The organism is Varibaculum timonense (genome assembly GCF_027694345.1).
Classification (GTDB): Bacteria; Actinomycetota; Actinomycetes; order Actinomycetales; family Actinomycetaceae; genus Varibaculum; species Varibaculum timonense_A.
The window spans coordinates 57,739-80,330 of the sequence record NZ_JAQEVU010000004.1 but is presented as its reverse complement, the minus strand read 5'-3'; the positions used below and the strand labels follow the sequence as shown (position 1 = coordinate 80,330).

18 protein-coding genes are annotated in these 22,592 nt (G+C 47.8%); 6 read left to right on the top strand and 12 right to left on the bottom strand.

The window, feature by feature from the left end; translation table 11 throughout:
* Window positions 1-131: 131 nt before the first annotated feature.
* Window positions 132-2,201, bottom strand: a complete 2,070-nt coding sequence (betT, locus tag PG728_RS04370; protein WP_079985946.1) for a choline BCCT transporter BetT — start codon at window positions 2,199-2,201, stop codon at window positions 132-134.
* A gap of 288 nt (window positions 2,202-2,489) precedes the next feature.
* Here betT and trxB point away from each other — a divergent pair, with 288 nt between their 5' ends.
* The 3 genes from trxB (at window position 2,490) to PG728_RS04355 (ending at window position 4,612) form a co-directional block, all read left to right on the top strand.
* Window positions 2,490-3,410, top strand: a complete 921-nt coding sequence (gene trxB / locus PG728_RS04365) for a thioredoxin-disulfide reductase (protein WP_270626031.1) — start codon at window positions 2,490-2,492, stop codon at window positions 3,408-3,410.
* A gap of 34 nt (window positions 3,411-3,444) precedes the next feature.
* Window positions 3,445-3,774: a thioredoxin gene (trxA, locus tag PG728_RS04360; protein ID WP_072510479.1), complete on the top strand. Its 330-nt coding sequence runs from the start codon at window positions 3,445-3,447 to the stop codon at window positions 3,772-3,774.
* A 121-nt stretch (window positions 3,775-3,895) separates the two neighbouring features.
* On the top strand, window positions 3,896-4,612 hold the full coding sequence (locus tag PG728_RS04355; RefSeq protein ID WP_072510478.1) for an LmeA family phospholipid-binding protein: 717 nt from the start codon (window positions 3,896-3,898) through the stop codon (window positions 4,610-4,612).
* 207 nt (window positions 4,613-4,819) lie between these two features.
* Here PG728_RS04355 and pntB read toward each other — a convergent pair whose 3' ends face one another.
* The 4 genes from pntB to PG728_RS04335 form a co-directional block, all read right to left on the bottom strand.
* The gene (pntB, locus tag PG728_RS04350; protein WP_072510477.1) at window positions 4,820-6,361 is read right to left on the bottom strand and encodes a Re/Si-specific NAD(P)(+) transhydrogenase subunit beta; all 1,542 of its coding nucleotides are present in this window, start codon (window positions 6,359-6,361) and stop codon (window positions 4,820-4,822) included.
* A 3-nt stretch (window positions 6,362-6,364) separates the two neighbouring features.
* A complete protein-coding gene (locus tag PG728_RS04345) occupies window positions 6,365-7,921 on the bottom strand; it encodes a Re/Si-specific NAD(P)(+) transhydrogenase subunit alpha (protein ID WP_270626030.1) in 1,557 nt (518 codons plus the stop codon).
* A 157-nt stretch (window positions 7,922-8,078) separates the two neighbouring features.
* Window positions 8,079-8,297 carry a carbon storage regulator gene (locus PG728_RS04340; protein ID WP_072510475.1) on the bottom strand — a complete coding sequence of 73 codons (219 nt, stop codon included), beginning with the start codon at window positions 8,295-8,297 and terminating at the stop codon, window positions 8,079-8,081.
* A gap of 75 nt (window positions 8,298-8,372) precedes the next feature.
* Entirely contained in the window at window positions 8,373-8,774 is a 402-nt protein-coding gene (locus PG728_RS04335) for a hypothetical protein (protein ID WP_270626029.1), read from the bottom strand.
* A gap of 414 nt (window positions 8,775-9,188) precedes the next feature.
* Here PG728_RS04335 and PG728_RS04330 point away from each other — a divergent pair, with 414 nt between their 5' ends.
* The gene (locus tag PG728_RS04330) at window positions 9,189-10,400 is read left to right on the top strand and encodes a hypothetical protein (protein ID WP_270626028.1); all 1,212 of its coding nucleotides are present in this window, start codon (window positions 9,189-9,191) and stop codon (window positions 10,398-10,400) included.
* Window positions 10,401-10,564: 164 nt separating this feature from the next.
* Window positions 10,565-13,180 carry an MMPL family transporter gene (locus PG728_RS04325; protein ID WP_270626027.1) on the top strand — a complete coding sequence of 872 codons (2,616 nt, stop codon included), beginning with the start codon at window positions 10,565-10,567 and terminating at the stop codon, window positions 13,178-13,180.
* Window positions 13,181-13,241: 61 nt separating this feature from the next.
* On the opposite strand, the gene dnaB is transcribed toward PG728_RS04325, so the two are convergent.
* Window positions 13,242-14,567 carry a replicative DNA helicase gene (gene dnaB, locus PG728_RS04320; protein WP_270626026.1) on the bottom strand — a complete coding sequence of 442 codons (1,326 nt, stop codon included), beginning with the start codon at window positions 14,565-14,567 and terminating at the stop codon, window positions 13,242-13,244.
* A 246-nt stretch (window positions 14,568-14,813) separates the two neighbouring features.
* Here dnaB and PG728_RS04315 point away from each other — a divergent pair, with 246 nt between their 5' ends.
* The gene (locus PG728_RS04315) at window positions 14,814-16,124 is read left to right on the top strand and encodes an MATE family efflux transporter (protein ID WP_072510470.1); all 1,311 of its coding nucleotides are present in this window, start codon (window positions 14,814-14,816) and stop codon (window positions 16,122-16,124) included.
* A gap of 101 nt (window positions 16,125-16,225) precedes the next feature.
* Here PG728_RS04315 and rplI read toward each other — a convergent pair whose 3' ends face one another.
* The 6 genes from rplI to dnaA all read right to left on the bottom strand — a co-directional run bounded on the left by rplI (window position 16,226) and on the right by dnaA (window position 22,383).
* The gene (gene rplI / locus PG728_RS04310; RefSeq protein ID WP_072510469.1) at window positions 16,226-16,687 is read right to left on the bottom strand and encodes a 50S ribosomal protein L9; all 462 of its coding nucleotides are present in this window, start codon (window positions 16,685-16,687) and stop codon (window positions 16,226-16,228) included.
* 17 nt (window positions 16,688-16,704) lie between these two features.
* Window positions 16,705-16,947: a 30S ribosomal protein S18 gene (gene rpsR / locus PG728_RS04305; RefSeq protein ID WP_072510468.1), complete on the bottom strand. Its 243-nt coding sequence runs from the start codon at window positions 16,945-16,947 to the stop codon at window positions 16,705-16,707.
* Window positions 16,948-16,997: 50 nt separating this feature from the next.
* Window positions 16,998-17,558, bottom strand: a complete 561-nt coding sequence (locus PG728_RS04300; RefSeq protein WP_270626025.1) for a single-stranded DNA-binding protein — start codon at window positions 17,556-17,558, stop codon at window positions 16,998-17,000.
* A gap of 21 nt (window positions 17,559-17,579) precedes the next feature.
* Window positions 17,580-17,864 carry a 30S ribosomal protein S6 gene (gene rpsF / locus PG728_RS04295; RefSeq protein WP_072510466.1) on the bottom strand — a complete coding sequence of 95 codons (285 nt, stop codon included), beginning with the start codon at window positions 17,862-17,864 and terminating at the stop codon, window positions 17,580-17,582.
* Window positions 17,865-18,076: 212 nt separating this feature from the next.
* A complete protein-coding gene (locus PG728_RS04290) occupies window positions 18,077-20,512 on the bottom strand; it encodes a transglycosylase domain-containing protein (RefSeq protein WP_270626023.1) in 2,436 nt (811 codons plus the stop codon).
* 458 nt (window positions 20,513-20,970) lie between these two features.
* The gene (gene dnaA / locus PG728_RS04285) at window positions 20,971-22,383 is read right to left on the bottom strand and encodes a chromosomal replication initiator protein DnaA (protein ID WP_072510465.1); all 1,413 of its coding nucleotides are present in this window, start codon (window positions 22,381-22,383) and stop codon (window positions 20,971-20,973) included.
* Between the last annotated feature and the right edge of the window lie 209 nt (window positions 22,384-22,592).

Below are 22,592 nucleotides of genomic sequence, written 5' to 3'. Positions count from 1 at the left end.
TTTGAACCTAGCTAAAACGAATCACCTTGCATCTTGTCGATACTTGCAGCTTACCGGAAAAACTTGCCAGAGAATAGAAAACGCTACCCTGGGTTATTTAAAGTAGGACACTGCCTTTTCTCCGGCAGGTTTTAGGCATCATTTATCCGCCAATAATCCTGGTAACGGTCAAAATGGTCAAATGCATCTTGAATAATCGCGCTGCGAGAATACCCCATAACATCGTAGTCCTGATCGTTGTCAGGTAGATGCACCTCTAAACGGGTTGAACGCGAAGTATCCAAAGATGAACCCGCATAAATAGTACCCGGAGTATCAACCGCCAATATTCGGTAAACAAACTGGTCAGGGCCGCTAAATGCCGTCAGTTTTACCCGGTCATAAATTCGGGTCTGGGTGTCTACCTGTTCAAGAGGGTCATCATCTTTACGAATAACCTTTGCGGGAATCCCCTGCTTATTTAGCTCGGTAGCAAAGTCCCGCAGTGCCGGTTCAGCTACCCTATCCAAATATGCTTGTGCTTCAAGCGGAGTGACCTGTCCAAAAGTTCTGTTGAGCCGGTCACGCCAATTGGTTTCCAACCTGCCAGCTATAGAGCCAGTTCCGGCTAAAATATTGCGGGCAGAATGTGCTCGCAACTGCCGAGCACGCCTATCCTGTTTGAGGGCTTTCGCCAACCCAATCATCACCAGAATCATGACGACAGAGAAGGGTAGTCCCATGATGATGGTGGCATTTTGTAAAGCCGGAATCCCCCCAACTAATAGCATTCCAATAGTTAATAGACCAGTTACCGCTGCCCAGAACACTCTTAACCATCCCGGAGCATCACAGCGCACGGTCGGCAAGAATGAGGACAGGTTCGCCATTACTAAGGCTCCAGAATCTGCGGACGTCACATAGAATAGCAAGCCCACAAAGGTCGCTATCCCCATAATGAATACCGCTGCCGGGCATTGGTCTAGTAACAGATAAAATCCCATTTCAGGAGTTTTTAACGCAATTTCCCCGATAGTGGTATTTCCCTGTCTAATCATGTCGATTGCAGCGTTACCGAAAATAGCTACCCACATCAGGACGTAGGAAAAGGGAATCAGCATGGTTCCTACTACGAACTCCCGCAGGGTGCGTCCTCTGGAAATTCGCGCTAAAAACATTCCCACAAAGGATGCCCAAGCAACCCACCATGCCCAAAAGAACAGTGTCCAAGCCGCCATCCAAGCATTAACGTCAGAATAGGCGAAAGTTTCCAGGGAACGGCGAGGGAAACTCCAGATGAAATCCCCGATATTCATAACAATAGCGTTGAGGAGAAAATCGGTTCTACCAGTGAAAAAAACCCATCCAGCCAGGAACATTGCGAGTATCACATTGAGTTGGCTGAGGAAACGAATACCCTTATGGATTCCGGTAGTTGCCGAAATGGTTGCCATCACGACTGCTAAAATCACTAACCCTATTTGCGCGCCAATACCCTGTTTGATGCCAAAAAGGATTTCCAATCCCACATTTAACTGCACCACCCCTATTCCCAGCGTGGTCGCTACCCCAAAAATTGTGCCTAGTATTGCAGCAGCATCAACGATATGCCCCAAAGGACCGTTCAGTTTATCTCCAAAAATCGTGTATAGGGCTGAGCGTACCGATAAGGGTTTTTTACGGCGATAGGCAAAATATCCTAAAGCCATCCCCATAAGGGCATACATCCCCCATCCGGTGATTCCATAATGGAAAAGCGTCCAAACAGTAGCCTCGCGGGCAGCCTCAATGGTTTGCCCCTCACCTACAGGAGGGTGCATATATTGGCTGACCGGACCGGCAACTGAAAAAAACAGGATATCGGTACCAATACCGGCAGCAAATAGCATTGATGCCCAAGAGAAAGTAGAGAACTCTGGACGCGAGTTAGGAGGTCCTAGTCGGGTTTCTCCATAGCGAGAAAACCCAAGGAAAAACACGAAAATCAAGATTATGGCAGCCAGACCAATATAGAACCAGCCGAACCATTTTGAGATGGCTCCGACCGCCACCCCCAATACATTCGCCGCGCTATCAGGTGAGATTAGAGCCCAGAGCGCAATTAATAGAACCCCAGCTGAAGATCCTAGGAATACCGGAAAATTTACTTTTGCTTTTTTCTTTCCCTGTTCCGCCAGCGCCGCTTCCTGTTCAGTTGGGATTTCACCTGCAGATTGGCTCATTAGAAACCGCCTATCCCCTATTGCCTCTTTGTCTTAAGCCGTCACCTATAGGTTAATCGTTTTAACCTTCCTCTAGGTTAAAGTACCAATTTCATGAGCTTTCTACCTCGCGTTATCAATATGGGAAAGCTATCAAACTGGATTTTATTATGGGGTAAAGAAGTTTTGAGGGCGTGGAACATAAAGATTGGCTAGGTTTCGCTCACTGCGTTAAGTAGTTGCGCCCATCCCGTTTTGGCTGCGAAGATGTATTCAAATAAATGCTGCGCAAAGGCTTAGGGAGGCTTCATGTCGGTACGTGACATTATTATTATCGGTTCTGGACCGGCCGGCTATACGGCTGCCATTTACACTGCCCGTGCCGGATTAAAACCACTCCTCATAGCGGGAGAAGTAACCGCCGGTGGCGCCCTAATGAACACTACCGAGGTGGAAAATTTCCCCGGTTTCCCGCAAGGGATTCAAGGTCCTGATTTGATGGCCAATATGCTTTCCCAGGTAGAACGGTTTGGCTGCGAGATTATTTACGAGGACGCCCTAGAAGTTTCCCTTGAAGGAGCACAGAAAACAGTAGTCACTTCCGAGGGGCAGTATTCGGCACGCCGCGTTATTTTGGCTATGGGCTCTGAATACCGCAAACTTAACGTTCCGGGCGAAGCTGAACTGTCAGGACGCGGGGTATCTTACTGCGCAACCTGTGACGGTTTCTTTTTCAAAGATCAACATTTAGCAGTAGTTGGGGGTGGGGATTCCGCAATGGAAGAAGCCCTATTCCTCACTAATTTCGCGAAAAAAGTTACGGTAATTCATCGCCGCGACCAACTACGCGCCTCGAAAATTATGTCCGAACGTGCCCAAGCTAATCCCAAGATTGAATTCGCATGGAACAGCGAGGTTGAGAAGATTAACGGGGATAGCAAAGTTGAATCTATTACCTTAAAATCTACTGTGGACGGCGCAACCAGTAACCTGGACGCTACCGCAGTATTTGTTGCTATCGGTCACAATCCCCGCTCACAAATTCTTAAAGGACAGGTAAAGCTCGATTCGTCAGGATACGTTATAGTTGCTGAGCCGGGAACTGCCACTAACCTGAAAGGGGTATTTGCCTGTGGTGACCTCGTAGACCACACTTACCGCCAAGCGATTACCGCTGCCGGTTCAGGGTGTAGAGCCGCCCTTGATGCCGAGCGTTCCCTCGCCGACTAAACGCAGATTCTTAACCATTAAGAGAGGACAAAAAATGACTAAACCACTAGATGTAACCGAAGATACCTTTGAACAGGAAGTATTAAAATCTGAGGTTCCGGTTTTGGCTGACTTTTGGGCACCTTGGTGTGGTCCTTGCCGCCAAATGGGACCGGTAGTTGATGAGATTGCCGCTGAGGTAGCCGATAAAGCGAAGGTCGTTAAGGTAAATATTGATGACAACCCGGAACTGGCAGCAAAATATGGCATTAACTCTATCCCCATGTTTATGATTTTCAACCAGGGCGAGATAGCTCGAGGTATTTTGGGAGCCAACCCGAAGCGAGAACTGCTTGGACCTTTACAGCAAGAAATAGATAAATAACCCCCAGTTTGTCTAGCTAAAACTTCAGGACAGGTTTTAAGCTTTTAGCCACCGCCCTCTCCTAGCCACATTACTTAAGAAGCTAAGAGAGGGCGGAGCTGTCTTTCTATATACTTAACTGGTGCGAATCATAAAGCGATTATTAATTGTAATAGGCGTACTGGCACTGTTATTAGGTGCACTCGACCGGGTTTCTTGCTGGTGGGCTCAAAGTGAGGGCGCTCAGGTCTTAGAAAAGCGGGGCGCCGAGAACTCTGATGTTAAAATCGCTGACCTCCCCTTCTTGACCTCGGTCATTGGCGGAAACATTGGGGAAGTAAACCTTGAGATTCCGCGTTGGGATTTTCCCACCGAATCTGGGGCAATGCCTTTAACAGATATTCACGCCCAGATTAACAATCTGCAGCTGAGTACCGGGCGGTTAAATATCGAGAAAATAGGACATATCAAGGCGCAGGCAAATCTAACCCAAGCTGCATTAGAAAAAATAGTGGCAGCTAAGGCTCCGGGGGTAAAGACCAGTTTGCAGGACGGAAAGATTGTTTTTTCAGCTAAAAAATGGGGTCAAGAGATTCTTGCAGACGGACAGGTTGAGCTTAGTGACCCAAAGGATGGGAGTCCGCTTTCCTTAATCATTAAAGCTACGACCCTTAAAACTCAATTACCACGCCAGTTACAAGCTCGTCTTAAAATGCCACAGTCGCTGCCCACAATTAGAATCCCTATTCGCCATTTACCTACTCAGATGCAATTTAATAAGGTTGAAATACGTGACAATAAATTGGTCTTTAACCTGGTAGGCAAGGATATTTTGCTACCTAAGAAATCGCATTCCTAACCGGGGATTCTTCGAGCACAGCGTGATGGTTGCCGGTTTTCACCTAGGTTAATGCTCGGGTTAATACCCTCAAGGTATTAACCCGAGCATTAACGCTATCCACACCACCGTCAGCTAAAGGCGGCATGGAAATGGGGGCGGGGTCGAAAACCATTATCGACCCCGCCCCCAAAGTTATTGCTATTAAAGCTGCCGGTAAAAACGGGCTTACAGGTTGCGCACGATTTCTTCTACTGAAGCTTTCGCATCTCCAAAGAGCATATTGGTGTTGTCGTTAAAGAACAGCGGATTTTGCACCCCGGCATAACCGGGATTCATTGAACGCTTAAACACCACTACCTGGCGGGCTTTCCACACTTCCAGCACCGGCATTCCCGCAATCGGGCTGCCCGGTTTAGTGGCATCGGGATTAACGGTGTCGTTTGCCCCAATCACCAGAACTACGTCAGTATCGGGGAAGTCGTCGTTAATCTCATCCATTTCTAGCACCACATCGTAGGGTACTTTAGCTTCTGCCAGCAGCACATTCATATGTCCGGGCATTCGTCCCGCTACCGGGTGAATCCCGAAACGAACATTTACTCCTGCCTGGCGCAGCTTAGCGGTCAGGTCGGCTACCGGGAATTGGGCTTGCGCCTGCGCCATCCCGTAGCCAGGGGTAATAATCACGTTAGAGGCATCTTTAAGCGCTTGCGCGACCTCGGCCGCACTGGTTTCGGTGTAGTCACCGTAATCGGTATCTGCCCCCTTAGCCGGTCCGCCGTCAGAGCCGAAGCCACCCAAAATCACGGAAACAAACGAACGGTTCATGGCTTTGCACATGATGTAGGACAGGTAGGCACCAGAAGAGCCCACCAAAGCCCCCGCGATAATCAGCATATTGTTACCCAACATGAAGCCCGCGGCGGCCGCAGCCCAACCAGAATAAGAGTTCAGCATCGAAACCACGACTGGCATATCTCCACCGCCGATCGCGGCCACCAGGTGCAGCCCCAATACCAGGGCGATTAGGGTCATCACGATGATGGCTACCCACTGCATCCAGGTCAAGGTCATAGCGGTAGCGCTAAAGTGCGAGCCCCGTACCATCACCCCGATGAGCACTATGGATACGATAATGGCGATAGCGTTCAGCCAATTGCGTCCCGGCAAAGTCAGGGGAGCGCCCTTAATCTTCCCCGACAGTTTCAGGTAGGCAATGATAGAGCCGGTGAGGGTGACTGCACCGATGAAGATTCCTACTCCCACTTCACCTAGGTGGAACCCTACGGTGGCGGGCGTAATCGCGGTGGCTGCATCAACACCTGCCTTCTTGAATTCCCCGGGCATATGAATGAAAGTGTTGTATCCAACCAGCACTGCCGCTAAGCCTACAAAGGAGTGCAGCATGGCTACCAGTTCCGGCATCCCGGTCATGGGGATAGTTTTGGCGCGCCAAAGACCGATAATTGCGCCGGCAATCATCGCTACTGCAATTAGCAGCGCAGTTACCAGTGTCGATTGATAACCGGGAGCCCCTGCGTTATATAGTGCCACCGCGATAGTTGCTGCCACCGCAACAAACATTCCAATAGCCCCGAAGCGGTTACCCCGCAGGGCGGTCTCATTTTTTGACAGACCCGCGAGCGCCAGAATAAACAGCAGCGCCGCAATCAGATAGGCAATATTTTGTCCCCGGCTAATCCAAAATTCGCTTTTTGAGGCACTGGCAATCAGTGTGGGGGTTAGCGAAAATAACGTATTACTCATTTCTTATTTCTCCTCCCCCCGGAACATAGCAAGCATCCGGTGTGTCACTGAGAAACCACCAAAAATGTTGATTGAAGCCACTAGAATCGCGATAAAACTAAGCACGGAAACTAGCGGATTAGCGCTACCTACCTGCAGTATTGCGCCCACCAAAATAATTCCGGAAATGGCGTTGGTTTCACTCATTAAGGGGGTGTGTAGCGAGTGGGTAACCGAGGTAATCACATAGAAGCCAACCACAATCGCCAGCATCAAAATGAAATAGTAAGGGATTAAAGGTTTGGGGGTGACCGAAATCAGAGTCAATGCTAAAACGATTCCTAGCGTTGCCCACAGCAAGCGTTTACGCTTTTTAGAGGCTTTTTCTTCGGCTTGCTTGCGGGCGGCGGCTGCCGCGTCCTCTACCGATTCGGTTTTCTTTGGAGCCGGGCTCGCATGTACTTGAATGGGAGGCGGGGGGAACATATTTTCCCCATCTTTAGCAACCGTGATTCCGCGGACTACTTCGTCTTCCATATTGAGGACATAGTTGCCATCTTTTTCCGGAGTAATCAGCTTGAAGAGATTAACAATATTTTGTCCGTACAGCTGTGATGATTGTCCAGGCAAGCGTCCTGCGAGGTCGGTATAGCCGATAATGGTCACCCCGTTTTCGGTAACCACTTTTTCGCCCGGTCGGGTCAGTTCGCAGTTACCGCCGCCAGCTGCGGCCATATCCACGATGACTGAACCGGGAGCCATATCCGCTACTGCCTCTTTGGTGATTAGCAGCGGCGAGCGGCGACCGGGAATATTCGCGGTGGTAATCACGATGTCATTTGCAGCTGCCTGCTCGGTGTAGAGCTTGGTGGCAGCGTCCGCTTGATCCGCACTCATTTCTTTGGCGTAACCATCATCGGATTTTTCTTGCGCAATCGGGATGGGAACAAACTTTGCCCCTACCGATTCTGCTTGCTCGGCAGTTTCACTGCGCACGTCCGTGGCGCTAACCTGGGCTCCCATCGAGTTGGCGGTGCCAATAGCAGCGAGACCGGCTACCCCGACACCGATCACATAGACCTTGGCGGGCGGGATTTTTCCGGCGGCAGTCACCTGACCGGTAAAGAGGCGACCGAAACTTTCTGCGGCCTCGATAACGGCGCGATAGCCAGACACATTCGACATTGAGGAGAGCACATCCATGGACTGCGCCCGAGAGATTCTAGGAACCGTATCCATCGCAAATCCGGTGATACCTCGCTCTACCAGGGCATCTACGGTCTCGGGATGGCGACCTGGCGCCATCCGGGCGATTAGGAGCGCTCCGGGTTTAACCAGATTCAGGTAGTCGGTGGGGGGCGTATCTAAGACGGTGACAATATCGGCCTGCCAGGCGGCCTGAGTGTCCACGATTTGCGCTCCGGCTTGCGAATACTGCTCATCCAGGTAGGCGGCCTTTTCGCCCGCTCCCTGCTCGACCAGGACTTCATATCCTAGTTTGATGAGTTTTTTTACCGTATCCGGAGTGGCGGCGACCAAGGTTTGGTCTGGCGTGGGCTCTTTGGGAACTCCAATTCGCACAGTTACTCCTTATAGTTTTGGCTTTTCAAATACCAACACATTTTTATCCATATTTTGAAGCGGATAACTTGTTATTAGCGTACTCGGCGTCCCACCTAGGACGCATTTTAAGTCCGGCTACTAGGATGGTATCCCGGTATCGACTCCCTAAGAAAGCCTATTTACCCGTTTCTTGCTTTTTAGTCTCTGGCCCAGGACCTTGCAAACCGAGTCGCGTCCTCGCTTCCTCATCCAGTAGCTCCCCACGCCGAATAGATAAATTCCTAGGGGCGCTAATACCGACTCGTACTGAGTCTTTATGGGATTCAACTACCTTTATTACCACCTCGTCGCCGATGACGATTTCTTCTCCGCGCCTGCGGGTTAGCACTAGCATCCTTGCTTTCCTCCTAAATGACTATTACAAACTGCTATCCGAAGCGAATTACCTGATTAACTGCGCCTATATCATTTAATCTGCGTTGGGCTCGTCCTCATAACTGCCAATCTGGTTTGCGGATTCTGACTGACTGATTTGCGCTTCTACACGCGCTAACTGGTCGGCGAACTGGTCAGGGCAATCTTCTTCTCCTATCCAAGGAGGCAAAACCGAAACAGATTGAGGGGACTCACTCCGATTATTCCCTTCGATAGCTTCCTTAGATTTCCGCTGTTTCCACAACTGAGCACGCTCCCTTAACACCTGGGAATAGCTGCCTCGTTTTACTCCCCGTACTCTGTGCATCAACACATCTAAATCTCGATTTACCTGCCCATCTTCCCAGCGAGCTTTTTCAGCTAGCAGGGCGCGAGTATCAGCAAGCAGCGCTTCCAGCTCATGGTCACTGGGTATTGGGCGCTCAAGCTGTGTCATGGTGATACCTCCCTGTATTACTTCTCCGTTGCAATTGTAGATTAACCGCGGCAAATAGGGGAAGGAACTACTGGAATACCAAAAATTAGTTTTTGCTGTCTGGCGATAAAAGTAACTACCTGAATAGTCTGTATTTTAAAATCAGATTAGCTAGCTAATAGCCATATTTCCTGCACATTAACGGTTTCAATCCGGGAATAAATAATCATAATTAACCCTGTCACCGGCATCTATGCTTGAAAAGATATTGCCTGAATTCTTTGATAATTCTAGACTTAATCGAGCTGGAGCTAAAAATATAGTCAAGACAAGCATTTACCATACCCACCGGGAGACAAAATGACGATTCCTTACAACTCCTACCCAAGGGGAAGTGCCCGGTCTACACCTCCTCAACCTCCTACTGGCAGCTAAATGAATGGGAAAGTGCCGCTCTTAGACTCATTACCGAGCTTACCTATCCAGCCTTTGATGGAGCACTCGGTCATTGCACTAATAGGTTCTTTAGCGCTACTTATAGTGGCAGTACTGCTAATAGTGTGGACAGTTGTTTTCTACCAAAGCGCCTCGCGCCTACCAATTTTAACCTTTAATGCCCGCCGGCAAGAGAACCTTCGCCAGCTCCTAGAAACCTACCGCCAGCGTATTTTGATTCTAGTCACCGACCCCTGCTATAGCGTTCTTGATTTCAGGGAGCGACGCCACGTCCTCGCAAAAATCCTAATAAATCTCTCTCAGCAGTATTACCGCACCGCCGGTTGGGGTAACTATCACCCGCAACAACTACTGGCTACTGACTGGCCAGAGCTGGCTGCCCTGGTTTCGGGGCTGCCTTACCCCGGACAAACTCCCAGGGGAGGACGCGCCCAGGTTTCTCCCAGCGACACTGCCACGCTAACGGCCGTGCTCGCCCAGATTAGCTATCGCATCCAACTCCACGCCCACGCTTTAAATACTCGTCAGGATTTGGTAATCAAGCCTCCTCGCAGATCTCGGTTTTGGATAGTTCCCGTGACTTTAACCGTGCTCTGCCTGCTGGTTGTTTCGGGGCTACAAACCCACAGTTGGGCACTAGAACAACAGGCGGTACGTGCAGACCGGCAGGGAAATCATTCCTTGGCGCAAGATTTGCGTCTACGCCAAGCCGACTCCCGTCTACTAGCCGATAGGTGGCTGGTGAACTACAACCTGGGAACCACCTATCTAAACGCCGGCGACCTGCAAAATGCCACTATATATTTATCTCGTGCTAGCAAGAAAATGCCGTTCATTCTAGAAGCAAAAATGACTGAACCCCAGGCAGTATTGGCGGGCTGCCAGGTAAACTACAATCTGGCTTTAACCCGCTTTAAATCCCTGCCAGAATCCAAACCAAGCTCTTCCCTAGAAAAGGCTGCTGAACTGCTTATTTACTGCAATCAGGCAGCCTTGAAAGAACGGCAAAAATACTGGAAATCAGCGGAAATAGCTCCCGGCAGCGCTAAAGTTGCTTCCCAATTACACCAGCTAGGCACCGATAGCGATGAACTGCTCACGCAAATTCAAAAACAGGCAGGAGATGATTTCCTAATACCTCACCCCCTCTGGTTTGAGGATTTTTTAGCTGATGAGGACGCGCAAAGCTAATTGGGTCTCATCAAGTCACGCGAGTTCGCTAGAAACGCCCGTCTACTGCGATAATCTCCTTGCCAAACAGGGAGGGAAAATTTGGACAAAACCTGGTTCTCATTTGTTTTAAATCTACTCCCGATTCTGCTGCACCAAAGCCAACAAAGGATCACAATTGAATTATGAAGGCGATAAAGCGTTTTTGGTGGGGAAAACACCCTGGCTTTGTCGTAACTATCTGGCTGCTTTCAGTAGCAATCTCTTTACTTGCGGTGTTTTCCGGTCTTGGTGACCAACCCCTATTTGAACGTTTAGTCACCCCCCAACCCTCAAACCCGTCCTCACCATCAGCTATAGGCAAAAAGCTATACGAGCAGGCACACGCAGATACCTATCCCCTAACCGCGGTAGTAAAAGTTAAAGACCTGCAAAAAAATGCTGAGCAAGTAGCGAAAACCCTGCGCCCAATCCATTCGGACTTGATAAAAGTCAAAAAAGTTAAGGGAATTCTTGATCCATTTATCGCATTTGACCCCCAGCTACCTGCTGGCAAAAAAGCAGAGGAAGCCAAAACCAGCGCCCTAAACCAGGCATTGACTATTGCGCTTGAAAAAGCTGAAGAAACCGCGAAAGCTCGGCAAGCTAGCAGTTCACAAATCGAAAGAGCCAAACAAATTGCGCAAGCTCAGGTAAAAAAGGAATTCCAGGCACACCTGCCGCCAGTTTGGGACACTATTAACCGCAGTGAACTGAGGCAGATGATTGCTAATGACGAAACGACTTTTCTAATAAACGTGCAGCTAGAAGCGCAGGGATACGGTCAGGTTGATTCCAGCGCTCGCAAGCAAGTTGCCGAGATTTTAGATAGCTTACCTGACTATTTCGCAACTTCTTCACTCGATGTCAGCGTGAATATCGTAGATAATATCGGTCTACAAGAAGCCGCCAATGGGCAAGTTAAAGCGGATATGATTCGCGGGGAAGGAATCTCGATTCCGATTTCACTGATTATCATGGCGATAGTTTTTGGGGGGATGTTCGCGGCTTTAATGCCACTAATCGGTGCGGGAGCAGCTATCGGGATTACCTTGATGTTGATTTTACTGCTTACCTATCTGGTAACTGTGGAATCTTTCGTGGTGAACATTGTTTCTTTCTTGGGGCTGGGGCTTTCGATTGACTACGGTCTACTAATAGTGTCTCGCTACCGCCTGGAACTGCATAAACGCGGTGTTTATGGGCAGGGAGACACTTTTATTTTTTATCCGCGCCCAGTTCAACTATTGATTGGTTCGCATCCCGGTGGCAATGGCATCAGCCCGCTCCTTTCACGTAGACGCTACCGGGTAGAGCTTTTAAAAGCTCGTGAACCCTATATGCAAGCTTTAGATAAAACCATGGATACTGCGGGGGCAACAGTTTTCTTTTCCGCCCTCATCGTCTCTATGGCAATTTTGGGGCTTTGCATATTTCCGCTCCCCCTATTGCGGTTAATGGGCATTGGCGGAGTGGCAGTCACTCTTTTGGCAATGCTCGCTAATATGACGCTACTACCAGCACTAATGATGCTTTTCGGACCGGCTCTTGCTTCGCCCTCGAATATCGCTAACTGGGTGAACTGGTTTCGTCAGCATATTTTACGTCACCAAAATAAACGTTCAGAGGACGACCCTTCCCCACTTTTCCGCTCGGTATCGACTTTCGTTACCCGCCGCCCCTGGCCGGTTTTGGTAGCGGTAACCACAGTTTTAGTGGTGATGTCGATTCCGCTTTACCATATGCAGATGCGTTCATCCGCAGTAGAATCTATGCCTCGTTCGATACCTCAAATTGGGGCGTTATGGGATATGTGGGAACGGTTCCCGGATTCTGCTAACCCGCAAATTCGGGTGGTAGCGAAAACTGATTCTGTTCATCTGCAAGATTGGGCGGACACGAAAGTGAAACCACTTTCTCATGTTGAGCGAATCCGTCCCGCGGAAGAGTTGAATATTGCTGGTCAGCGTTATGCTTCTGTCGATATTTATACTAAAGAAAAAGATGCTTTTGCCGCCGACGTTAAACGGGTTATGCGAGCGATAAGAGATTTACCGGCTCCGTTTGAAACCTCGGTTACCGGCGAGGCTGCGCTGCAAACAGATTTCCAGCAAGCCCTATTTGAATATGCTCCCTATGTTTTTATTACCGTCGCCCTCACCACCTATTTAATGTTGTTCCTAATGACCGGAGCGCTATTGCTTCCCCTGCAAGCCTTGGTGTTAAACACGGTTTCGTTAATGTCGTCCTTAGGGATAGCGGTTTGGGTTTTTCAATATGGACATGGGGAAAAGTTTCTCGGGTTCACTTCCCTGGGAGCAGTGGAATCTTATGTAGTAGCAATCGTGTTCTGTTTCGGTTTTGGCTTGTCAATGGATTATGAAATGTTCCTTGTTTCTCGGGTTAAAGAAATCTGGGATGAAACTGGTGATAATAAACGCGCGGTTCGAGAGGGACTTACCCATTCGGCTTCTACGATTACTTCCGCAGCTTTAATTCTGCTGGTCGTATTCCTAGGTTTTACTACCGGAGGTATTCAAGCTATTAAACAGATTGGTTTCACTTTGGCGGTCGCAGTCGCCCTAGATGCTACCCTGGTACGTATGGGGCTAGTTCCCGCAGTCATGATGATTTGCGGACAAGCAAATTGGTGGGCTCCAAAATGGCTTAAATCTTTACATTCACGCCTACCTCTGCCGGGAAACAGCAATCACGACCAAGAATCACTGCATCTTAAAGAGGACGCGGGGAAGGCTCACTAGCTTTTACTTCACCGTTTACGGTGACAGTTACTGAATCTGATGCTACCCCTACCAGATCAAGTTATTCGCGGGCAGGATTACCAAACTTAGACAGGCGTCCTAGGAAGGTTAAGGGGATAGTGGCGGTAGGGCCGTTACGATGCTTGGCAACGATTACATCTGCCTCGCCGGGGCGATCTTCTTGGTTATAGACCTCGGGGCGATTTAGCAGCATAACCACATCCGCATCCTGCTCCAGTGAACCAGATTCACGCAGGTCAGCAAGCATTGGTTTATGTTCAATTCGCTGTTCAGGGCCACGGTTTAGCTGGGCAACTGCCACCACCGGAATATCGAGTTCTTTAGCCAGTAGTTTTAGAGAGCGGGAAAACTCGGCAACTTCTTGTTGGCGGGATTCGACCCTTTTCCCGGAACTCATTAGCTGAAGGTAATCGACTACTACCAGCTTTAGATCGTTTTGTTGTTTAAGTCGCCTACATTTTGAACGAATTTCCGGCATGGTCATATTAGGGGAATCGTCAATATATAGGGGTGCTTGGGAACACCTTGATAGTACCTGCGCTATTTTAGTCCAGTCAGCGTCCTCTAAATCACCAGAGCTCATCCGGGACATGGACACCCCAGATTCTGCCGAAATCATGCGTCGCGAAATTTCTACCCCATCCATTTCTAGACTGAAAATCACCGCGGTCATTTGGTTATGGATAGCAGCATTTCTGCAAAAGTCGAGAGCTAAAGTTGATTTACCCATAGCCGGACGCGCAGCTACAATCACCAATTGCCCCGGATGTAGACCGTGAGTGAGATTATCTAGCTGGTAAAAACCGGTGGGAATACCGGAAGCCATTCCCCCGTTTTTCTCCAGTTCTTGCAGTTCTTTAACGGTCTCATCTAAAAAATCACCAATTTGGCGATAGTCTTCGGCATTTCCACGCTCACTGACCGCATAGATTTCGCTTTGCGCCTGATTGATAAGCTCATCAACATCTCCGCCATCATCAGCGTATCCAAGCTGAACGACCCGAGTTCCCGCTTGTACCAAGGATCGCAGCTGCGCCCTCTCGCGGACAATCCGAGCATAAAATCCAGCGTTCGCCGCGGTGGGAACCCCGGAGATAAGTTGATGTAGATAGGGGGCGCCTCCGATTCTCTCTAGGTCGCCGTGACGTTTAAGTTCGCCAGCTACAGTGACAGCATCTACAGGTTCGCCGCGTCCAAAAAGGCTCAGGATAACTTCATGGATGGTTTGGTGAACCGGTCTATAGTAGTCCTCCCCTCTAATAATCATCGTCACGTCAGCGATAGCATCTTTAGAGAGCATCATAGCTCCCAAAACTGATTGTTCAGCGACAATGTCTTGGGGAGGGGTGCGATCAAATTCTGTCACCGATACCTCCTGATTCCTCCTATTAGGAATTTGAAACTCTTTAATTCTTTCATATACCGCTACTAGCTTTAGAAATTAACTTGTTAAAAACTTGCAAATTAGGGTGGATAAACTGTTAAAAACCTGTGGAAACTAGCTAAGTTATTGTGGGCAGTAAATGATGCAGAGTTTATAAACAACTTACAAACTGGGAAACTACTAACAGGGTTATTCACAAATTGTGGATAGAAACTGGAGGCTAGATTAGTGGATAAAGTGGGAAACAGTATAAATCGCCGTATTCTCCAGCTGGCGCTACCCGCCCTAGGATCACTGATTGCAGAACCTCTACTAACTATGGCTGATTCTATTTTGATTGGTCATCTAGGAACTTTTGAATTGGCTGGACTGGCTATCGGCTCAACCGTGTTAAACCTGATAGTTGGGATGAGTGTTTTCTTGGCTTACACCACCACTGCGGTCACCGGTCACGCCATTGGTGCTGGTAAAAGCCAGGAGGGGCTTAGAAAAGGCATTCAGGGAATATGGCTAGGAGCTGCATTAGGAACGATACTGGCACTCATCTTGATAGTTTTCGCATCCCCAATTGTTAGCGTTTTTAAGGGGCAAGAAGAAGTTTTAGGTTTCGCTCGCACCTATCTTTTAGTTTCCGCGCCCGGTCTAGTTGCTATGCTTTCAGTTTTAGCTGCTAATGGCGTTTTCCGCGCCCTTCTCGATACTCGAACTCCCCTAGTTGTCACCACCACTGGCGCGCTGATTAACGTACCTATTTCCACTATCTTGATATTTCCTTGCGGTCTAGGAATAGCCGGTGCCGGGGCGGGCACCGCGATTAGTCAGTTCATCATGACAGGTTGGCTGGGGATGGTGATAGTAAAAAAGCTGCATTTAGAGGGAGTGTCGGCGCGCCCTAGTTTTAAGCTGATTTTGCATTCTGGTCTGCACGGGATGCCACTGGTATTTCGTTCGCTATTTCTGCAAGCCGCTATCGTAGTCACCACTTGGCAGGCAGCCGCTTTTGGAGCTGTCACTTTAGCGGGCTACCAGATTCTAAAAACTATCTGGACTTTGGGGGCTTTTGGGCTGGATGCTTTAGCGATTGCAGCGCAATCTCTTTTAGCGAGGGCGCTTGGTGAGGGCGACCAGCGTCAGATTCGGACTTTGATTAAAAAGTTGAATGGGTGGGCGCTAGGCTTGGGAGGCGTAATTGGAGGGTTATTTATTTTGACTTCTCCCTTGTTACCGCAACTTTTTACTTCTGATAGTAGGGTTTTAGCTATCACCACTGCTGGTCTGGTTACTGTCGGTTTATTTCAACCTTTAGCGGCACTTACCTATATTTATGACGGTTATCTGATTGGAGCCGATGATAGTAAATATTTAGCGCTATCCATGGGTGTTGTTTTTATTCTGTATTTACCGAGTATTTTGTTGGTTCGTTTACTTCCGGCAGGAGTCATTTCTCTGGTAGGGATTTGGGCTATTTATGGACTGGTCTTTATCGGAGGAAGGGCACTTTCCCTTTGGCTACGTATCCGTACTGATGCTTGGATGTGAGTATAGAACAGGTACTATTTTACAAAAAGGCGGGTGAACCAGATTTTCACCTGGCTCACCCGCCTAATGCTAAGTGATATCAGTTATTAAGCGATTTCCACTTACTTTGATCCCTCAACGTTCAAAAACAGTTTGGCGCTAATATCTTCATGCAAATTGATTTGTATTTGATATTTACCGACTGCTTTAATCGGCTTTTCAATAATGACTTTGCGCCGATCAATAGTTTGCCCAATCTGTTCTTTAACCGCAGCCACCACATCCTGGGTGGATACGGCTCCAAACAGGCGACCGGAATGACCGGCTCGCTTGGAAACTACCACGGTATCGTGAGCTTCGATTGCGTCCCGAACTGCGCGGGCGTCCTCTACATTCGAAATTTCCCGACGCCTACGTGCCCGAAGCATTTCGTCTATCTGCTTTTGAGCACCCTTAGTCCAAGGGTGAGCCATTTTCCGAGGTACCAGATAGTTACGGGCATAACCACGCGCTACAGTTACTACGTCACCGGAGGAACCCAGCCCCGGTACATCCATATTTAAAATTACTTTGGCTGTTGCCATGACTATAATCCCTCCTATCAGCGACCAGAACTTGTATAGGGAAGCAACGCCATTTCGCGGGCATTCTTTACTGCTTTAGCGATGGCGCGCTGTTGCTGAACACTAACTCCGGTTACTCGCCGGGAGCGAATCTTTCCCCGATCAGAAATAAATTTCCTGAGGAAAGGGGTATCTTTATAGTCGATTTTATCAACCGGCATATTCCGTAACGGGTTAGCCTTTTTCTTTATCGGCTTAACGCGAAGAACTTTCTTCGCCATATTTACTCCTTAATGGTGCGACCTACTTTGTAGGTCTAATCCTGAAATATTTAAAACGGTGGCGCTTGATTGTCGCCGTTATCATCGGTAACAGGGGTAGCCCACGGGTTATCAACCCCGGCTGCCTCAGGCTGTGCCATATCCATAGAACCCGTTCCCAGATTCTGATTCATGTCCTGATTGAAACTGCCAGCTGGAGAAGCTTGCCCATATCCGCTCTGTCCACCCTGATTAAATCCACCGCCTGAACGAGGAATCCGGGTAACTTGAGCTTGCGCGTAGCGTAAAGACGGACCGATTTCATCAACTTGAATCTCTATTGAGGAACGATTTTGTCCATCACGTTCCCAATTGCGTTGTTGCAGGCGACCGTGAACCATCACCCGCATACCTTTAGTTAAAGATTCAGCGATATTTTCAGCCATTTCCCGCCAAGCGGAACAACGCAGAAACATGGCGGTACCATCTTCCCACTGTCCGGACGCGCGATTATAGGTTCTGGGAGTGGAGGCCACGGTAAATGAGGCCACTGGAACCGACTGCGCAGTGTAGCGCAGTTCCGGATCGGCAGTCAGATTACCAACAACCGTTATCTGGGTTTCTCCAGCCATTTTCGTTCCTCTCCGCGAAAATTAATCCCGCCGCAGCAGCTTGGTACGTAAAACTGATTCGTTTAGCGATAGCTGCCTGGTTAGCTCTTCAGCAATCTGCGGGGTAGTGGTCATATCAATAACCGCATAAATCCCTTCGGAATGCTTTTCAATCTGATATGCAAGGCGACGTTTGCCCCAAATATCGGTCGAATCCACACTTCCCCCGTTTGTAGAAACTACGTTTAGTAGCTTTTCTAACGCCGGGGCTACTGTGCGTTCGTCGATTTCGGGATTCAGGATCACCATCATCTCGTATTTGCGCATCTTAACCCACCTCCTTTGGTCTAACGGCCACGGTCCTTCCGCGGCAGGAGGGCATATGCATTTGACCCGAAAGTCACGTTACAGAATAACGAAGTTAAGGCAGTTTTTCTAGCTATTTCTTAACTTTGTTAGTAAATGCTCTTTTTCGCCACTACCGCGCTCTATTAGGTAGGTAGCTTTTATATGTCCTAGCTATTTTCTTTCCCAGCTCTCTATGGGCTAGGACTCGTGCTTGGTTCCTCAGAGGGCGCAGGCGGATTTTCGCTCACGCTACTAGAGGGCACTTTGAGTGGCGTTTCTATAGTTTGCGGTGGCGGAGGAGAGGGAACTTCTGCTGTCTGATAGGGAGTTTTTTTGGGTCTGGGTTTAACTCTTTGTTTTCCGTTTTCAACAGAAAATAGTGGTTGCTCAGGTAAATCTTTTACAGCATCTTTCATATATGCCAACCATATTTTTGCTGGCCAGGTTCCCCCGGTTACTTCTCTGACTCCCCCGAATGGGGTAATCGATTGTTCGGAACCGTCCTTACCCACCTGATACATAGAGACCGCAGTGACCATTTGCGGAACATACCCCACAAATTGTGCCGAACGGTTATCATTTGAAGAACCAGTTTTTGCAGCTACCGGTCGTCCTAGTTTTCCGGCAGTAGCACCTGTTCCACCGCTTTCGGTTACTGCCGCTAAGGCCTTGGTTAGCTCAGAGATGTTTTCTTCTTCAAATTGTCTGGTGCCTTGAGTTTCAGCTTCATAGAGGATATTGCCAGCTGAATCAGTAATTTTGGCAATTATGTGCGCAGGTCTGCGCACCCCTCCGGTAGCGAAAGTAGTGTATGCCTCGGCAATCTCATAATTGTGTGGAGAACTTGTTCCCAAAACCCCCACGATAGAGTTTTTATCCAGCCCTACGGTGTCTTTCGAATATCCGGCAGAAATTGCTACCTGCCTGGTTGCTTCCATCCCAATCTCACTATTGAGTCTGACATAAGCGGTATTTATTGAAAGCTTAGTTGCCCTTATCAAATCTACTTTTCCATAGGAGGCACCGCCATAGTTACCGACCCAAGCATCATTGACTTTCATCGGTCCAGAACCATCAAGTTGTTCGCTTAACTTGTGCCCTTTTTCTAGGGCGGCTAATAGGGCGAAGGGTTTAAATGTTGATCCGGCTTGCGCCACATCCTGGGTAACGGCATTTCGCTGAACTTTTTGATAGTCAGAACCGCCATATTCAGCTAAAATCGCGCCAGTTGCAGTGTCTACAGAACTGGCGGCCACCCGCAATCCCTCTGGTCGTTTATCTGGAAGAGCCCCGATAGCATCTTCTAGCATTTTCTGTTTTTTAGGATCAATGGTGGTATAAATTTTGATTCCAGCGCGATCTATTTCGTCCTCGGTATAGCCAATTTGTTTGACTAATTCTTGTCGTACGTGCTGTAACAGGTAACCGGTAGTTCCTTTAAAGTAGGTGGCCTGTGGTTTCTTCTCTATTACTTTGGGAAAAGTGGCGCTAGCCTTTTCTTCTTCCTTAATCATGTTATCGGCAGCCATTAGGTTTAATACCCGTTGCCAACGTTGTTTTGCCTTGTCAGGATTGACAAGTGGATCCCATGAGTTCGGGGCTGGAATTATTCCCGCCAACATTGCCGACTCTGATAGGTCTAAATCCTTGGCGTCCTTACCGAAATAAGCGTTTGCAGCAGCTTCAATCCCGTATGCACCGCGTCCAAAATAGATTGTATTTAGGTAGTCATTGAGGATTTTTTCTTTAGAAACCTGCCGATTTATCTTCAAAGCTAAAATTGTTTCTTTAAATTTCCCGGTATAACCAACATTTTTTCCGGTGTAATAGTTTTCTACATATTGCTGCGTAAGGGTGGAAGCTCCCTGTGTAGGTCGTCCTCTGACGTTATTCCAAAAGGCACGGACTATCCCCTTAATATCAATCCCGCTGTTTTCGTAGAAAGTACGGTCTTCGCTGGCTACTACCGCATCTTGAATATAGGAGTTTTTAAAAGTCTTGGTATCAACGATGGTGCGATTTCGTTCGGCAAACTTTCCCATCATTTTATCAGTGTTACCCCAATAAACCGTAGTTACCTGGGCGTGAGCAAACTTTTGAGCCTCTGGTATTTCCAGGCGATAATAGGCAATTAAGAAAGTTATACATCCGGCGATAATTGCCACTAAAACTAACCCGGTAAGTATCCCAATGATTCGTTTCGTCCAAGTTAGGACGCGACTGCGTTTAGGGGGACGGTTATTTTTGCTGGCTTTCTTTCTTGGCTTGCTCGTGTCTTGATTTTGAGCCTTTGCTGGGTTTGATGATTTTTTCAGGTTTTTAGAATGCTGACTGTTAGCAGGTTTTGTACTGACAGCTATTTTTTTGGGTTTTCCTGCTGGTTCTAGTTTTGAGGGGGACATACCTTGTCGATTTTTTGAGCCGTTTGAGCTACTGACTTTTGAGGACGATTTTAGCGGTTTTACGTCTCGGGCATATTTAGCAGGGTTCAAGGGTGCAGCGGTTCGCTGAGCGTTTGCTTGTGCTCTGGCTTGTAACTGCTCTTTTTCATGTTTGCGGCGTTGTCTGCGGCTAGGAAAGTCCTGTCCGCTAAATTTAGAGCCACGCGATGAATACTTATCCGTCATAGGTACAGGTTAGCTTAGCAAGATAGCGATTCAGTGCTGATTTTTCAGTAATAAATAGTTTTCTGTTTTGGGCAGCACTTAAATTTTGGCGGGTTGTTTATACATAGATTTTTTATTGTTTATCGTTATCATCACTACCTAGCATTGGTGGGATTGAAGGATAAAATCCCAGGTTAATTTATGTTTATTGCTGTGAATGTTTGTGGGGATGTCTGGGGATTAGTTGAGGATTATTCGGTCTGGAAAGCAGTTTCGCCGAAAAATATACACAATTTGTCACTTGCAATCCCCAGATATACACAGGGTTATTAACAGCTGTGGAGAAACACGGTTTAACCTGTGTTCATGAGAACTACATTTTTGTAGTTTCGCTGGTAGCAGGAATCTAAAATTAACTTAAAATAATTCTTATGTCTTCTTTATAAATACTAGGATATAGAGCTGTTTTATTAGATAAATCACTTAGAATGTCGTGCTGCTTGCCGTATCTGATTTGTCAGCTCATTAACGTGATCAAAAATCTGGGGCTTAGATTTCATCATCTGGGTGATTTTCTTATTTGCATGCATAACCGTAGTGTGATCGCGTCCTCCAAACTCTTTTCCGATTTGAGGAAGCGACAGTTCGGTTAGTTCTCGGCAAAGATACATTGCGATTTGACGAGCCTCGGTAAGCGAACGCGAACGTGAGGGCGAACATAAATCATTAACGGTGGTTTCAAAATATCCAGCGGTTTGTGCCTTGATTAGGGCGGGGGTAATCTCTTGATCATTAGGGTCAGAAACAATATCTTTTAATACCATTTCCGCAAGCTGCAAGCTTAAAGGTTGCTTTGTTAAAGAGGCGAAAGCACTAACCCGCAGTAAAGCTCCCTCAAGCTCACGAATATTGATAGTAAAACGGGAGGCTATATAGGCCAATACCTCCGAGGGTGCCTCCACCTCCTCTTGACGAATTTTATTACGCAAAATAGCGATTCTAGTTTCTAAGTCAGGAGGCTGGACATCGGTTAAAAGTCCCCACTCGAAGCGAGAACGCAGGCGTTCTTCAAATCCTTCAAGTTTTTTGGGAGGAACATCGGAGGTAATAACTACCTGCTTATTGTCATTATGGAGCGAGTTGAAAGTATGGAAAAACTCTTCAATGGTTTGTTCTTTACCCTGCAAGAACTGAATATCGTCAATCATTAGAATATCGATATTGCGGTAACGGCGTTGAAACTCGTGGGCTTTACCCTCGGAAACTGAATTAATGAAATCGTTAGTGAACTCTTCGGAATTAACGTAACGCACCTTGATATGAGGATAGAGGTTTAGAGCGTAGTTTCCGATTGCATGTAGTAGGTGGGTTTTGCCTAGACCTGATCCGCCATAGACAAAAAGCGGGTTATAGGCTTTAGCGGGGGCTTCGGCAACTGCGATAGCTGCAGCGTGGGCAAAACGATTTGAACCACCGATTACGAATGATTCGAAGGTATATTTCGAGTTCAGGCGACTTTCAAAAGGTTTTTTAGGTTTAGCGGGCGGAATTTTTTCTTGTGCAGTGGTTTCGAAATTTTGCGGGGCAGGAGCGATTTCTTGTTCATTATTAGGGCTAACAGTTTCTCCTTGATCTAGGGAAGGATCTACAGAGATTGCCAAGATAACTTCACGGGAAGTGCTGGTAGACAGAGCCTTCCGTAAAAAAGAACCCAGTCGGTTTTCGAGGACGGACTTCGAGTATTCATTAGGGGTCGCGATTACGATGGTGTTTTCGTAAGTGGTCAAAGGGGTAGACATTCTTAGGAACGCCAAGTCTGCTTGCCCGACTTGTGGATTTTCTTTTAGTTGTCTTATCGCATCTTGCCAGAGTGTCTGTAGCGAACTGGACATTGATTTCTCCAAAATTCCTAATAAAAGCAGTGAGGAATCCCCAACTGTGGGGTTATTGATGATTGTAGGGCAAAAACTAGGTTATCCCCAATCTGGGGAAAATATTGTGGATAACTTACGTGGTTGTAGTTTAACGATGAAAATAGCTTCCTGCGTGCATAAACTGCAAAAATTTGAAACTTGGCAATAATAGAAAATTAACATCTTAC